General features: G+C 40.2%; 15 protein-coding genes and 1 tRNA gene. 7 read left to right on the top strand and 9 right to left on the bottom strand.

Translation table 11 applies throughout. From position 1 onward, the window contains the following. The first annotated feature begins 11 nt into the window (after positions 1-11). The gene (locus tag L6494_RS24110) at positions 12-1,079 is read left to right on the top strand and encodes a DUF3616 domain-containing protein (RefSeq protein ID WP_237990253.1); all 1,068 of its coding nucleotides are present in this window, start codon (positions 12-14) and stop codon (positions 1,077-1,079) included. Here the strand turns inward: L6494_RS24110 and L6494_RS24115 are convergent. Next, positions 1,076-1,480 carry an NIL domain-containing protein gene (locus tag L6494_RS24115; protein ID WP_237990254.1) on the bottom strand — a complete coding sequence of 135 codons (405 nt, stop codon included), beginning with the start codon at positions 1,478-1,480 and terminating at the stop codon, positions 1,076-1,078. The two genes, L6494_RS24110 and L6494_RS24115, sit on opposite strands and share 4 nt — an antisense overlap. Positions 1,481-1,617: 137 nt before the next feature. On the opposite strand from L6494_RS24115, the gene L6494_RS24120 reads away from it, so the two are divergent. Then, positions 1,618-2,196, top strand: a complete 579-nt coding sequence (locus tag L6494_RS24120; protein ID WP_237990255.1) for a thioredoxin family protein — start codon at positions 1,618-1,620, stop codon at positions 2,194-2,196. A gap of 139 nt (positions 2,197-2,335) precedes the next feature. Here the strand turns inward: L6494_RS24120 and L6494_RS24125 are convergent, their stop codons facing one another. From L6494_RS24125 to L6494_RS24145, 5 genes are all read right to left on the bottom strand, one after another. Further along, positions 2,336-2,923 (bottom strand): cytochrome b, encoded by a 588-nt coding sequence (locus L6494_RS24125; RefSeq protein ID WP_237990256.1) that lies wholly within the window; start codon positions 2,921-2,923, stop codon positions 2,336-2,338. Positions 2,924-3,364: 441 nt separating this feature from the next. Further along, positions 3,365-3,598, bottom strand: coding sequence for a DUF6737 family protein (locus tag L6494_RS24130; RefSeq protein WP_237990257.1), 234 nt, complete (start codon positions 3,596-3,598; stop codon positions 3,365-3,367). Between the two features lie 46 nt (positions 3,599-3,644). Next, positions 3,645-4,172 carry a hypothetical protein gene (locus L6494_RS24135; protein ID WP_237990258.1) on the bottom strand — a complete coding sequence of 176 codons (528 nt, stop codon included), beginning with the start codon at positions 4,170-4,172 and terminating at the stop codon, positions 3,645-3,647. Between the two features lie 183 nt (positions 4,173-4,355). Then, positions 4,356-5,717 carry a cytochrome P450 gene (locus tag L6494_RS24140; protein ID WP_237990259.1) on the bottom strand — a complete coding sequence of 454 codons (1,362 nt, stop codon included), beginning with the start codon at positions 5,715-5,717 and terminating at the stop codon, positions 4,356-4,358. A 362-nt stretch (positions 5,718-6,079) separates the two neighbouring features. After that, positions 6,080-6,152: transfer RNA gene (locus L6494_RS24145), tRNA-Val, on the bottom strand. A gap of 105 nt (positions 6,153-6,257) precedes the next feature. Here L6494_RS24145 and L6494_RS24150 point away from each other — a divergent pair. After that, complete coding sequence (locus L6494_RS24150; protein ID WP_237990260.1) at positions 6,258-6,851, top strand: metal-binding protein; 594 nt, start codon at positions 6,258-6,260, stop codon at positions 6,849-6,851. 50 nt (positions 6,852-6,901) lie between these two features. Then, the gene (gene mazG, locus L6494_RS24155) at positions 6,902-7,723 is read left to right on the top strand and encodes a nucleoside triphosphate pyrophosphohydrolase (RefSeq protein ID WP_237990261.1); all 822 of its coding nucleotides are present in this window, start codon (positions 6,902-6,904) and stop codon (positions 7,721-7,723) included. A gap of 87 nt (positions 7,724-7,810) precedes the next feature. On the opposite strand, the gene msrA is transcribed toward mazG, so the two are convergent. Further along, entirely contained in the window at positions 7,811-8,479 is a 669-nt protein-coding gene (gene msrA, locus L6494_RS24160) for a peptide-methionine (S)-S-oxide reductase MsrA (RefSeq protein ID WP_237990262.1), read from the bottom strand. 183 nt (positions 8,480-8,662) lie between these two features. Next, positions 8,663-10,867, bottom strand: coding sequence for a recombinase family protein (locus L6494_RS24165; protein WP_237990263.1), 2,205 nt, complete (start codon positions 10,865-10,867; stop codon positions 8,663-8,665). A gap of 93 nt (positions 10,868-10,960) precedes the next feature. Here L6494_RS24165 and L6494_RS24170 point away from each other — a divergent pair, with 93 nt between their 5' ends. From L6494_RS24170 to L6494_RS24180, 3 genes are all read left to right on the top strand, one after another. After that, entirely contained in the window at positions 10,961-12,334 is a 1,374-nt protein-coding gene (locus L6494_RS24170; RefSeq protein ID WP_237990264.1) for a proton extrusion protein PcxA, read from the top strand. A gap of 729 nt (positions 12,335-13,063) precedes the next feature. Next, positions 13,064-13,507 (top strand): hypothetical protein, encoded by a 444-nt coding sequence (locus L6494_RS24175; RefSeq protein ID WP_237990265.1) that lies wholly within the window; start codon positions 13,064-13,066, stop codon positions 13,505-13,507. 210 nt (positions 13,508-13,717) lie between these two features. Then, on the top strand, positions 13,718-14,059 hold the full coding sequence (locus L6494_RS24180; RefSeq protein ID WP_237990266.1) for a helix-turn-helix transcriptional regulator: 342 nt from the start codon (positions 13,718-13,720) through the stop codon (positions 14,057-14,059). Positions 14,060-14,414: 355 nt separating this feature from the next. Here L6494_RS24180 and L6494_RS24185 read toward each other — a convergent pair whose 3' ends face one another. After that, a complete protein-coding gene (locus tag L6494_RS24185; protein WP_237990267.1) occupies positions 14,415-15,095 on the bottom strand; it encodes a polysaccharide deacetylase family protein in 681 nt (226 codons plus the stop codon). Between the last annotated feature and the right edge of the window lie 19 nt (positions 15,096-15,114).

Genomic DNA, 15,114 nt, shown 5'->3' on the forward strand with positions numbered 1-15,114 from the left:
GATTTAATAAAATGACTAATTCACATTTCATTAATCAAGTTTTACTAACATTTCAGGAAAATTTTAGAGAACATAGAAAAGACCTTTCAGCAGTTATATTAACTCAAAACAAGTATTTATGGTTCGGTTCTGATGAAACATCAACAATTGAGAGATTATCTTTAGTTGATCAGGATAAGTTTGCCGAACATCAACAATTTCGCGTAGCAGAGTTTATGTCTTTACCTGCACCGGAAGATGAAGAAATTGATATTGAAGGTTTAGCCTATGATGATTATTATTTATGGTTTGTAGGTTCACACAGCTATAAACGTAAAAATACTAAATCCGATAATACTGATAAGAAAAATATTTCCAGGTTGGCTAAGATTGAGTCAGAACCTAACCGCTATATGTTAGGAAGAATCCCTTTAGTAGATGGACAATTACTTAAGTCTTGTCAACATCCACAAAATCCTAATGTGCAGTTAAAGGCGGCTAAATTAGAGTTAACTAAATATAATAATATATTGATGGTAGCTTTAGCAGATGATCCGCATCTAGGCTTTTTTGTGAAAGCGGCTATTCCGGGAAAAGATAATGGTTTTGATATCGAAGGTTTAGCCATCAATAAAAGTAGGATTTTTTTAGGGTTGCGTGGCCCTGTATTGCGTGGTTGGGCGATAATTTTAGAAATTGAGTTAGAAAGTTCTCAGTCTGGCTTATTAAAATTACGCAAAATTGGTACAGACAAAAAAGAATACAAAAAGCATTTTATTTGGTTGAATGGTTTGGGAATTAGAGATTTATGTTGGGATGGCGAAGACTTGTTAATTTTAGCCGGGCCGACTATGGATTTAGATGGAGTTGTACAAGTTTATCGGTTAAAAAATGGTGTGAATTTACCAGAAAATACGCTGCATAATCCAGATTTTGTCCAAGAAATTCCGCATGGACAGCGCAATAATCGTGCTGAAGGCATTACCATGTTTTCAGATATCTCTGGTGTGTCTTCCCTGCTAGTAGTTTATGACTCTCCAGCCCCAGATAGACTAGTAGATGAAAGTAGCATCATAGCAGACGTATTCAGACTTGGTTAGAGATTGGTTGAGATTGCTTGAACTGGACAGGTGGGAATACACTGCTCACAGACAATACAACGCGATCGCGTAAAAGTCAGTTTATAGGTTTCTGGATGCAGACTCAAGGCTTCCGTCGGACAAACCCCAGTACACAAGCCACAGTGAACACACGCATCCTCATCAACGACTATTTCCCCCAAGGTAGAAGAAACACTGATATGTCGCGATCGCATCCACTCTATAGCTGCATCTAATTGATCAATATCTCCCGATAGTTCTACAACTAGTTTACCAATTTGATTGGGTGCAACTTGGGCGCGGATAATATTGGCAGCAACATTAAACTCTTTCGCCAGTACATAAGTCACCGGCATTTGTATCGCACGTTTGGGGAAGGTGAGAGTAACTCGTTTTTTCACAGATTTAGCAGAGGCTTTTTCTTAATGATAGTGCTGAGTAATGAGTGATGAGTAATGAGTGTTGAGTCCCTACACCCGGACTGCTTTACTCAGTTAAACTAAAAAAGAAATTAGTTAATAAGTTTTAATAAATTTTTATGACAAGTAATTCACCTGCAAAGCCGGAAACTACTGCTGGGACTAGATTGAGAAACTTTTTGATCGCTATAGTGGCGATCGCTCTCAGCGTTGCTTTATTCTTGGGATTACGAACTGAGACAAATTCTGCTTCTTTAGTCAACTTAGAAGAAGCATCTATACCCCTAGAAGTCGCTACCACTAACGGCAAGCCTTCTATTGTAGAGTTTTACGCTAATTGGTGTACTGTCTGCCAAAAAATGGCCCCTGATATCGCTGAACTAGAACAGCAGTATACTGGCAAAGTGAATTTTGTCATGCTGAACGTAGATAATACTAAGTGGTTGCCAGAGATGCTGAAATATCGAGTAGATGGTATTCCCCATTTTGTATTTCTAAATAATACTGGGGAAAGTGTAGCTCAGGCGATCGGTGATCAACCGCACACAGTCATGGCTAGCAACCTAGAAGCTTTGGTGACAGGTTCTTCCTTACCCTATGCTCAAGCTAGCGGTAAAGTATCCCAATTCTCAGCACCAGTTACACCCACCACTAGCCAAGATGATCCCCGTAGTCATGGGATTCAGGTAATTAATTAGGAGTGTAAGAGACAAAGGGGACAAGGTAGAGAGTTTCCCCAGTCCCCAATCCCCAGTCCCTAGTCCCCCAATCCCCAGTCCCTAGTCCCCCAATCCCCAGTCCCTAGTCCCCCAATCCCCAATCCCCAATCCCCAATCCCTACTCACCCCTTGTCTTTAACTTTTTATTCATAAAAAAGCCTTGAAACCGCCGCCAGTTTGCTTTTACAACTTTCCATTGTTGTAGTGTATGCAGAATAATCAAAGCCAAAAATGTATAGGCTATCCAAAAATGAATGTTTCTACCTAAGTCTACTAAACTAGAGTTTTGTGGAAACATATCGGGTAACGTCAAGCCAAAAAAGCGGACATTATTACTTTGATAAGAATTAGAAAAAAAGAAACCACTGACTGGAACTGTAAACATCAATAAATAGAGCAAAGTATGCAGTATAAATTTACGTGTCCATTCAGGCGTAAACCTTGGCAAATTCTTAGTGTATTTTCGCCACCATACCCTCAACAAAACTAAAATCCGCCAAGTCAATAAAGCTAATACCAACGCTCCGATTGATTTGTGAAAATCATATAATTCGGATCTTAAGGGAGTTCCACGGGATAGACGCGCCATACCTGAACCAGTTGTAAATAAAACTAAATAACAGGCGGCCATTATCCAATGTACAGACATGAGTTGCTTGAATGCAGAGTTAACTCTAGCTTTCCTCAATACTGGCGTTAAATCCATATAAACACACCTGATTTTGTTATGGTTTTGTCTTGCAGTTTTATTGGGCGTTAGCAGTTATCTATAAATCTATATGCTCAAAAAATAGTGACATAATTGTGACGTTAATACTATTTTCAATTGTTCCCTTCTGACTCTGAATATTCCTGTGTATTCTGCAAGTAACGTTTGACAAATAAAGTTGACCCACATTGCTAATAATTCTACGCTGAAGGAAAAATTAAAAATGGTATGAGTGCTATAAGAATCCTAAATGATAGGTGAAAAATTTTAAGTGAATGTAGTGAAATGATACGACTAAAATGATGGATTAAATGCAGGTTGGGTCAAGCGCAGCGCAATTTTACATAGATATCGGAAACCTTATATAGCGTTTCCTAATCACATGAGGTATATCATAGCCCCCTCCTTGTGTACGGGGAGGGGATTGGGGGTGGGGTTCTACTCTTTCTGATAAGATTCTAAAACACCACTACGCAGCATTAATTGTGGCCATATCAACACAAAAAAGCCCATCCACACTAACACAGGTATAGAGATAATAACTGTCAGCCAAATAATCTTAAAAAGTAACCAGCTACCACTCATAATAGTGATACCAGTTAGTAATATTGACCAAGGTTGACACCACCAAGGCTTATATTTCCAAGGACTTAGAGATTGTTGCTCAGACATGAGATTTTATTATTTTGGTAATTAATTCTTGTCATAGTTATCATTGTTAGCGTCTACGCCTAATTTGACCTCTCCATTCATCTAAAGAAACGTACTTATTTTCTATAATATCCAAAGCTTCAATTACACCACTGGAACTAAATACCCGAAACCAATAAATTGTGTAATTGTGGTTGTTTGGATCATCTTCAAAAATGCGTATTGTGTAGTAAGGCTCATTGGGACTAGGATAACTGTCTACGATCGCAGCTACTTTAATTGTTCTTTTAGAAAGCCGTTCAATTTCTTTGGCTTTACGTTGTACTAGGGGGAGTTTCCAGACTAAGCTAAGGGCTGTTTTTTCATCAATTTCTCTGGTATTCTGAGCAACCTTAACAACGTTATTTTTCTCTAGTGCAGCTAATATTTGAGGCGTAGCTAGCTCTTGATTTAACCTATGTCTGGCAATTTGAGCCATTGCCATATGTCCTACTACTCCTACTGATAAAACAGTCATGATAGGATACAAAATGATTCTTTTCATGGATCTATCCTTAAGAATGGCGATGACATTTACAGGCCAGGTTGAAGACATTGATTTTTTTGGGTTACTTTACAAATCTTAATTAAGCAATTTTACAATAAAACCAGAACAGGTTAATAAATAAAACAATTTCGCAGATGTAGGTTAGGTTTCGCTGCGCTTAACCCAACATAGATATCGGTGTTAGTGGTGGGTTTCAAACCCCTACCATATGTCTTGATAACTGATAACTGTTCACTGACTAACCTGTGGTGTTGCTATCATTCGCATTCTGGCTGGTGCTGCTAAAGTTAAACCACGGCGTACAGGACGCACGGGACGTTTATTCACTAGAGAAACTTGATACTGCGATAAAATCGTCGCCAAGGCAATTTTAATTTCGTACTGGGCAAATGCTAAACCTATACAGCGACGATTCCCACCGCCAAAGGGCAAATATTCGTAAGGGGAAAATTGCTTTTCTAAAAAGCGTTGCGGTTGAAATTGTTTAGACTGTGGGTAAACTGTTTCGCGGTGGTGTGCTAAATAAATACTGGGAACTACTAACGTTCCCTTGGTCAGTTGATAACCCATAACTTCAATTGGTGATTTAACAATCCGCAAAAACCCACCTAAAACAATTGGGTATATCCGCAGGGTTTCTTGACAGACGGCTGTTAGGTAAGGTAAGCGTGCAATATTACTCGGTTCTGGGTTAACACCGAGAGTATTTAATTCCTGTAATAATTTCTCACGCACTTCTGGCAATTGGTCAAGCCAATAAACAGCCCAAGTCAATGCGGAAGCAGTAGTTTCATGTCCTGCAACCAACATTGTCATTAATTCATCACGTAATTCTACATCTGACATCGGCTGTCCGTCGTCATAACGAGCCGAGATTAGTAAGCTAAGAATATCTTGGCGATTTGCTCCAGACTCAGCCCGACGTTCTGCAATCAAAGCGTAAATTAATTGGTCGATTTGTTGAATCAGGCGCACTACTCGCCCCCAAGGACTCCATGCACCTAAATCTTTTTGCATGAAATCAAAAAAGAAAGCGGTAGACATTAAAGGAGAGCCAATCAAGTCTAATACGGCAGTGAGGGTTTCCCGCAATTGTTGGAACATTGCCCCTTCATCTACACCAAACACTACTCGCAAGATGACGCGCATGGTGATTTCTTGCATGGAGGCGCGGATATTAAAGGGTTTGCCAATTTCCCAATCGTGGGTTACTTGTTGTGTTATCTCCTGAATCGCTTGTCCGTAAGCCCGCATTCTCTCACCATGAAAAGGCGGCGTTAATAATTGTCGTTGACGCTGGTGGCGATCGCCTGCCAGTAAAATGACAGAATTATCCCCCAATAAAAACCTTAAAATGCCGTTCCCCCCTCCAGTCTCGAAACATTTAGCATCAGCCGTAAAAATCTGCTCTAATGCTTGAGGATGGCTGAAATAGACAATTTGGTTATCCTTATTCCGTCTCCAGACTGTAAAGTTATCACCATAAACCTTGGCAAAATCTTCCACATACTCCACTGGCTGAGTAATGAACTTGAACAGCCGGCGTAAATAATGGATTTTTGGCCCGTCGGGTAAGTTTTGAGTTACTGTCATCTGAGTAGAAGTTCATATCTATTGCATTCTATTGTTACGAGTTTTTTTCATCGTGGGAATTTTTCTGGCTCTTCTAGCTATGACTCAAAATCAACTTAGAGAGTGTTATAAATAAAAAATAAAGGCCACCGCAATCATTGTCCCAGAACACTTACTCTAATTATCAATAAACAAGTTCGCGCTGCTTTTAATGATGCAAGACGTGAGTTCTGTTTATAAGCTGTTATAGTTTTACCTATACGCTTTAAAAGCTGAAACCATAACTTTGCCGCATTCTACTGCAAGCATAAGCTTGGAGTAGAATGCGGCAAAGTTATGGGTAAAATCACAGAGGTTTTTAAACCTAGCTTTTCTGATAAATATGGGTAGTACCAGACTCGAACTGATGACATCCTGCTTGTAAGGCAGGCGCTCTACCAACTGAGCTAACCACCCGTTTGCGCTTTTTGTTTGCGCTCATATTTAATCACTATAGCAAAATATTTTGAATCGCGCTAGTATTTTTGAGAAAATTTTTAAAATATTTTTGAGAACGTTTAAATGCCCTCTGGTCGAACGCACGATCGCATTACTTTATGGGCGTTGCCAATGGTGGCGGGTGTGTCCTTTTGGCAGACTCGCTCTGGCAATGTAACTTTGTTGGTGGCTGGTGGGTTTATGTTTGGTGGGTTGATGTTCGGCCCTGATTTAGATATATACTCCCGTCAATATCAACGCTGGGGTGTTTTACGCTGGATTTGGCTACCTTACCAAAAAAGTCTCCGGCATCGTTCTTTTTTATCCCACGGGCCAATTATTGGTACGACGCTGCGGGTGGTTTATCTCAGTAGTTTGCTGGCTGTCGTGGCAATGGTGATGGTGGCTGTAGCTGAGAAGTTATGGAATGTGACCGTTACGTGGCAGGATTTAGAGGGAACTGTGGGGCGATCGCTATCTAGTTATGCTACAGAATGTTTTGCCCTATTTCTGGGTTTAGAATTGGGTGCAATGAGTCATTCTCTCAGCGATTGGGGTGGTTCGGCTTACAAGCGGTTTCGTAAGCAGGGGGTTCGGGGAATACTTCCTAGGAGCAAGATTAAGAAACGTAAAGTTATTAGTCGTTCTACGGGAGCGAGGAAAAATCAAAGGAGGTAAGTTTTGAAACGCAAAGGTACGCGGAGGGAAACGCGAAGGGACGCGGAGTTATGGAATTAAATCAAAATCAGGCTGGGACTTTGGCGGCTTTGCAGGAGTTAATTGAGGTGGTGGCGAAATTGCGATCGCCTGATGGGGGTTGTCCTTGGGATTTGGCACAGACTCCTGAAACGCTTACACCTTATGTGATTGAGGAAGCTTATGAGGTGGTAGATGCGATTAAGAATGGGACGCAGACAGAAGTTGCGGAAGAATTAGGGGATTTGCTTTTGCAGGTGGTGTTACAGGCGCAAATAGCTAGTGAATCGGGTCAGTTTTCTCTGCAAGAGGTAGCCCAAGGTATTGCCCAAAAGTTGATTCGTCGTCATCCTCATGTTTTTGGTGATGTGTCGGTGCAAAGTGTGGATGCGGTGCGGCAAAACTGGGAACAAATTAAGGCGGCGGAGAAAGGTGAATCATCGCCCGATAGTCAAAAACTCAGTACCAAACTCAGCCGCTATGGGCGGACTCTTCCTCCACTCACCGCAGCGATGAAGATTTCCCAAAAGGCGGCGGCGGTTGGGTTTGAGTGGGAAAATATTGATGGGGTGTGGGCAAAGTTTTATGAGGAGTTAGAGGAGTTTCAACAGGCTGTCGCGGAGGAAACACCGGAACGCCAACAAGCAGAGTTAGGTGACTTACTGTTTGCAGTGATTCAGTTAGCCCGTTGGCATAATCTTGACCCCAGTGAAGGTTTACAAGGCACAAATCAGCGATTTATCCAGCGTTTACAAAAAATGGAGGCAGTAGTTAACCGCCCCCTCTCTGATTACAGTTTGGATGAGTTAGAAACTCTTTGGCAGCAGGCAAAAGCCCAACTTGCTAAGGAGTGAAGTGGTGAGTTCTGAGTAATGAGTAATGAGTAATGAGAAATTATACCTTTTCCCCTGCCCCCTGCTCCCCTCCCTGCCTACTTCTTCCTACCCATTCACTGGAGATTCTAAGACACCTATAGGACAAGAAACATTTGTCCCACCTAAACCGCAATACCCATTAGGGTTTTTAGCTAGGTACTGCTGATGATAGCCTTCTGCATAGTAAAATTCAGGGGCATCAAGAATTTCTGTAGTAATTTCTCCATATCCGGCAGGGCTAAGGGCTGTTTGATAGGCATCTCGTGAGGCTTCGGCTAGCTGTCTTTGGGCTGCGGAATAAACATAAATTCCTGAACGGTACTGAGTGCCAACGTCATTACCTTGGCGCATTCCTTGGGTGGGGTTATGACTTTCCCAAAAAACTTTGAGTAATTGGGCATAACTAATCACTTTGGGATCAAACACAACAAATACGACTTCGTTGTGTCCAGTCAAACCAGAACATACTTCTTCATAGGTGGGGTTAGGTGTGAAGCCAGCAGCGTAACCTACAGCTGTTGTATAAACTCCCTCTTTTTGCCAAAACTTCCGTTCTGCACCCCAAAAACAACCCAAACCAAATACTGCTTGTTCCATTCCTTCAGGGAAGGGAGGTTTGAGTGGGTTGTTGTTGACGTAGTGATGGGCAGGTACGGGCATGGTTTGTGTTCTTCCTGGTAAAGCTTTCTCAGGAGTAGGGATAACCAGCTTTTTGCCAAATCCAAATAATGCCATTGATTTCAACTCTGATTTTTTATAGTTATTGTTACTTTACTTAATATTTTAATAGTTATGGCAACAAAGCAGAGGAACTGAGGGGACAAGTCAGACAAGAATTTTCTCAGTACTCAAGGCTCAAGGCTCAAGACTCATTACTCATTACTCATTACTCATTACTCATTACTCAGCACTCATCACTCAGCACTCATCACTCATCACTCCAAGGGGTACAGAAGCATGAACTAATGGTAACAATGGCCCTAGTTGTTCTTGTCCATTTACGGCTAAATCGCTATGACACAAATAAATTCTTTCAGATACACGGGATAGCAAATCATTCAAAATCCGTTGTAATCTTGCTTCTTCTGCTAGCTTTTCATCTTCTGCTGTCCAAGGCTGTCCTAGCCTATTTCGTAAGAAAAAAGGCGCACCAAATAAGGTAGCAGCCCCACCTTTTGCCCATAACGGTGAACCAGCATCCAACCAAAAATGCCAACGGTGAAATCTTCTACTAGCACGGTATTGGAAGATGGTTGCTAAGGTGATAGCCTTCCTGGTTTTGCCAAGAGAACGTAGGGGGTATGGGTTGGCGGTAATTGTCCCCCGCCGCAGTAGTTGAATGAATTCGGCGATCGCACTATTAGAGACACGATTCATCCCGTCTAGAGTGTTTGGTGTTGTTTGTTTTAATCTTGTCTCAATTTCCCAATAGTGTTGGGCAGTTTCTAGTAGTTCTCGTAGTGCTGCTAGTTGTTCGTAGGGGAGGTTACTACCATTCCACAAAAAGCGTTGAATTGCCCTGTCTAAAAGGGAAATGGGGCTGGGGATTAAACGTAATTCTTCTTGCGATCGCTGTTGTTCTAACCACTGTAAAATCTCAGTATAGGCTGTAGAGGCAGCGTAGCCAATGCGATCCCAACGCTCGAAGGCTGTAACTGGTAACAAGTTGGGGTGTTCTGGATGAGGGACAAAGCAGTAATCTGCCAGTAATCCTGCCCGTACTGGGTCAATTTTTGTTGAGAGTGGGGAGTAGGGAGTAGGTAATGGGGAAGGGATTTCTGAGGGTTCTGGTTTTGTACTCAAGATAACTAGCATTTCGGCTACAGCATCCCGGTCTACCAATCGTCCCAGACCGGGGTAGACTAGGGCTAGCATGGTGAGTAATGCCCGAATCACTGGTGAACTAATTAGGGGACGTTGGTCATTGAGTGACTCGACGGGGATATTTTGCTTGGTGAGGATTTCTACTAGGGTATAACGAGCGATCGCATCTAAACCAGGGGCAATAATAGCTACTTCTTCGGCTGCTACTTGTCCAGACTTAATCGCATTACCAATTACTTCTGCTGTTTGTCGTAATAGTTGTGAACGAGAAGTCATTTGGATGGACTGCACTACTGTTGGTAAATCTGACAATACCATTGGTGTACTAAGTGATTCCACCATTGGCATAGCTAGTCTATTGGCTAGAGAGTCAACAGCAAGTCCCGGCAAATTTTCCACTTGACAACGCCCCGCCAACCCTGACATATAATCAGGATCTGCCCCCAAACCCAATCTCACCCCACCATCAGGATTGTAACTAAACGCACCTACTGCTCCCTGTTCTAATAGCAACTCCAACAAATCACGCACCACACCAGGATATTCATCCACATCATCTGCTAAAACAGCCTGATAACGGTTAGCTAAGTGTTGTTGGTAATTCTCGTTAGTTAATAAATACTGAGTGTAGAGTTCAGTAATAATCCCATAGGTGAGTAATCCTCTCTCTAAACACCAATTACGCCAATCTAACAGTAAATTTGCCATAAATTCTGGCTCTAGATTGACGTTATTTTCCTCTAAACCTGTTTGCAAAATCCCAGCAATATCCTCGCAAGCTGTCCCACTATAAGCAGCTAATTGCATTAAATCTAAAATACGTCTCACTAAGCGGTACTCATTTACTCCCGCACTCCTTAATATTTCTTCATTTAACTCTGTTCTCCAGAGTTTGGTTGCTAGTTCTTGCTCAGTTTCTGGGCGCAATCTTACAGGAAATTGTGCCTTTAGATTCAATAATTGAATCAGTAATGGCCAAAATAAGATGACATCATCTTGAAAAAAACCTAATGGAGTTCTGACACGAACTGGATATTTTCCTTGAGTATTAGTAACAATTTTATCACCCAATTCTCGGCGATTATCATCATTGGCAGACAAAACCAAAACTCCTGGTTTTGCCTGCTGCATCAATGAAGATGGAAGCGTGTAAGTTCTGGCTTCTAATTTTGCTTTTTTGGCATAAAATAATTTATACATTTCTTTTTCATTTTGTAGCCAACTCCCAAATTGCTCTACCAATCGGCTAGTCTTACCAGTACGGCTATTACCAACAATCCAAATAGAATGAGAAACCACCAACTCTCTCCTTAGCAGATTTATTATTATACTTTGCGTTAATTTAAAGTTAATAAGCCCTACTTAATATACAATCTTAGGAAATGACCTACAATGAACAATTCTATTTTTAATCAAAAAATTTATCCTTTTTTACTATCTACTTATCGATGGTATTTACAGACACCGGAACGCTCTTTAGAAGAAGCTTACAAAGCAGCATTAAAAATTAAATCTATAGAAGATAGATATTTTAATGGTAATACAATAGATTTCAACTCATCCACCTACAGCAGTAGTGTAATGGATTATTTTGAGTCTGACCTTAAGAAAGAACTAAAGTTAGTCAGAATGCGTCTGACAGAATTTCGATTTAGCCGTTGGTGTGTCAATGAATCTAATCAAAAAGCTGCTAATAAGGCAGGTATAGAGTATCTTAGCCCTACGGTAATTTTAGAAAAATTAAATTTTATTGATAATATTACTTCAAAATACACGGATTTTCATCAAGAAACAGTTTCTCCATCCCTAGGTAATCAATCTACAATTATTCCCAATGATGCAGTTTCTCATAATAACCTATCTCTAACTAATCCTCCAGGAATCATCAAATCTAAAAATAATGATTTAGTAGAACGTATCTATGCACCGACATCACCACCAGAAGATCCTAGAAAAAAACGCCCAAAAGCTGATTCAATGGGAATTTTACCCCGTTCTATTCTCAGCACTATTGGAAGATTACAGATTGAATTAGACCCCAATTCTGAACAAGATGTTGTGCAGAATTTCCGACAAGCACAACGCAGAACAATTATTTCTATCAGATTTATTTTACTACTTATTATTATACCTCTTCTAGTTCATCAGTTATCAAAAGCTTTAGTTGTAGGGCCACTTGTTGATCGGTTTAGAACATCCCAAGCAGAACAAGTGTTTCTTAATGAAGAAATGGAAGAAGCAGCACTATTAACACTACAAAAATTTGAAGAGCGAATCAAGTTTGAGAACTTAATTAGCAATGCACCTCCTCTGGCTCTAGAAGAAATAGAAACTCGGATGAAACAAAAGGCTAGTGAAGTAGCAGAGGAGTTTCGTCGTGAAAGTGCTAATGCTATTAAAAATGTTTTTGCAGATATTTTTTCTGTTGCTGCGGTCATTTGGTTGCTCATCGTGAGCAAACCTTCTATTATGGTGCTAAAAGATTTTTTTGATAATGTTGTCTATGGTTTAAGTGACAGTGCTAAGGCCTTTATTATTATCTTGTTTACTGATATTTTCGTAGGCTTTCACTCTCCGCATGGTTGGGAAGTCATCTTAGAAGGTGTGACTCGTCACTGGGGATTACCCGCAAATCGGGACTTCATTTTCTTATTTATTGCTACTTTCCCAGTAATTTTAGATACCATCTTTAAATACTGGATATTCCGTTACCTCAACCGTATATCACCATCCGCAGTTGCTACATACCGTAATATGAATGAATAGCAGCATTAACAATTTAAAACTCAAAAATCAACAGGGCTTTGACATCTTCCTCACTATATAAGAGGCATTAATTGTGATACTTGCATCATTCCTACGTATAGGTAAATATAACAGTGTTTGCTCCTATATATCAATCCTAATTATTTTAGATCGTCATATGGAACTACTTGCTGATCCTAATAACATACTAATATCAGCTTATTAGTAGCATTAATAGTAACTGTATGAAGTCCTGGAATATTTATTGTATCTTCTTGGAACTATCAACAATAATTTTACGTCACTTTTATGTACTGCTCATCCAGTGCAAATCGGTGTCAAATCAATGTCAGTAGTTAGACTTTTCGCGGAGCTTGCTGTAGAGATAGGCTGCGCGTTCACGCAGTTTTGCGTTCGCGGAGAGTCCCGTAGGGAAAGATAAGGAAACGCATAGCGTCCCGCAGGGAAGCCTCTCACGTATCGCAATCAATAAATTTAATTTTGTTCGACTACTTACTAGTTGAATTTTGATTTAATTTTCCAACTATTACAGGAATGTCATTCCTTCAGGTTGTATCTACTAGAGAACAATTTAGGAGTCTGTAGTCAGTTTTCTGTAAACGAGCCGGAAGAGCAATGCAAAATTCCCAATACCCTACGAGTTCGCATAGAGTTCTGTAGGGATGTTGATATATGTAGCCCTACGATTTTTCAGAACTCCAGTGATAATTCTAAGAGGAAAATTTAAACGTGTTTAGAATTTTAATTGATGGTGATTTAATATTAGAAGCTGTGATGAATCGGACTGAGTTTACAGCAGATGTTAGCAAATTATTAGAAATAGTCGATCCATCTATTCAACTGTACTTAACAAATGTTGGCTTGCATAAAATCTATGCTTATGCTGCTTGTTTAAAAAATCGTCAGATGGCTGATACAGTGGTTGATTGGTTAGTAGGGAAGATTAAGATTTGTATTGTTGACCAAAGTATTATGCACACAGCACGTTTATCACCTTTAAAAGACTTTGAATCTGCTGTAGAAGTAGTGTGTCTCCAACATTATCAATTGGATGCAATTATTACTAATCAGCCAGAAGATTTTAGAGGTGTTGTTAATAGATTTTACATTTGGTCTTTTAGAGATTTGTGGTTGCGTGTTACTCTAGAAACTCAATTGCAGGTGTCTTTCTAAAATAGAGATATTCTATAATTAACTTTCAGCTTAAGTTCGCCAAATCATATAGAAGCGATAAATAGCATTTTTTATATAAAAAAATTTTATTGCCAATCCAGTATGTGACATATTTTCATGAATATACAAAAGTTTTTTAGTAATTTTATAGGCGAAGGTTCTCTTTGGTGCTAGGATCTACGACTATAGATAGATAAAAGTGCTGTAGCTGTGAAACAAAAGCCAAAACCAAGGATCGCTTTGCTTCGAGAAAAAGCAGGGCTAACCCAGCTTGAACTGTCTCGCCTTGTCGGCGTGACTGAAAGCACGATTCAAAACTGGGAAAGCGGCCGAACTGGGACAGAGCATATTGAAAGAATTATTAGGTTTTGTAAAGCTTTGAATTGTCAAGTGGAAGACCTAATAGATTATGCAACCGAGTCAACAGATGAGTCTGTAGCCAAAACAGCTTCATTAAATGACTTACATCAACTGTTAGGAAATCATGAGCCTATTCCAGTTAATACTTCTGATACCGAGGTTACTCAACAAGCACAAGTTAAAAGCACCTGAAACATATCTTTGAAAAATATCCAATATGTAGGGTGCGTCAGTCAGATGAAACCAAACCTTTAAATACCAAGGAATTATTCATGACGCACTCTACCAAAAGCATTTATGGGATATATTTTTTGTGTTTCCTATAATTATGCCCTTTGGAAATCAAGCTATAGCCGTCAAAACAGGCTTGATTTCTGCCTGGGAAATAGGCGTTAAGAGGTTTTTAATGCTTAATATTTGTCTAGAATTTGGGGACTTCCAGATAAAAAAATATCCAAAATGTAGGGTGCGTCAGTGCAAAAAAACCTAACTGTACCAAAAAATTATTCATACTGACGCACCCTACTAACTGTCAATTTGGAATAATTTATTTTTTGGTGTTCCCTTGTTGCCATAGGGCATCAACAGTTACAAAGTTATAACCGTTTTGTAGCAGATGAGGGATTAAAATTTGGATAGTTGCTGCCACATCTTGTCCACCACAAGCACCATCATGTAAAACAATCAATGAGCCGTTTTGTACTTGCTTCATGACTCGCTGTACTACTTTATTTACTCCTGGCCTAACCCAATCTTCTGGGACAACACTCCACATCACCGGCCGATATTGCCATTGTCGAAATAAAGTGAGAGTCTTAGGTGTAAATAAACCATTGGGCGGTCTAACATCACGGACTTTTACAGGTAGGATATCGCAAGCATTATAAATAGCGGTTTGAGTTTTTTCTAAACTTTCTTTCAGGTCTTGAGGTGAAAGCCTAGTAAAAGAGCGATGATTGTAACCATGTAGCCCTATCCAGTGTCCGCGATCGCTCACTGCTTTGGCAATGGTTGGTGAATGGTTGACACAAGCACCCAGCCAAAAAAAGCTAGCTTTGACGTTGTAGTGGTCTAATACTGCTAGCACTTGGGGAGTGTATTGGGGATGAGGCCCATCATCAAACGTGAGGGCGATTGTTTTAGTGTGAAGATTTCCACGCCACAGACAGTTGGGAAAAGTCGGTTGGAGAATCCGGTAAGCTATTGGTAATAGGGGCGCAAGTTCCATTTTTGATGGGGAACAGGGG

Source organism: Nostoc sp. UHCC 0870 (assembly GCF_022063185.1).
Classification (GTDB): domain Bacteria; phylum Cyanobacteriota; class Cyanobacteriia; order Cyanobacteriales; family Nostocaceae; genus Trichormus.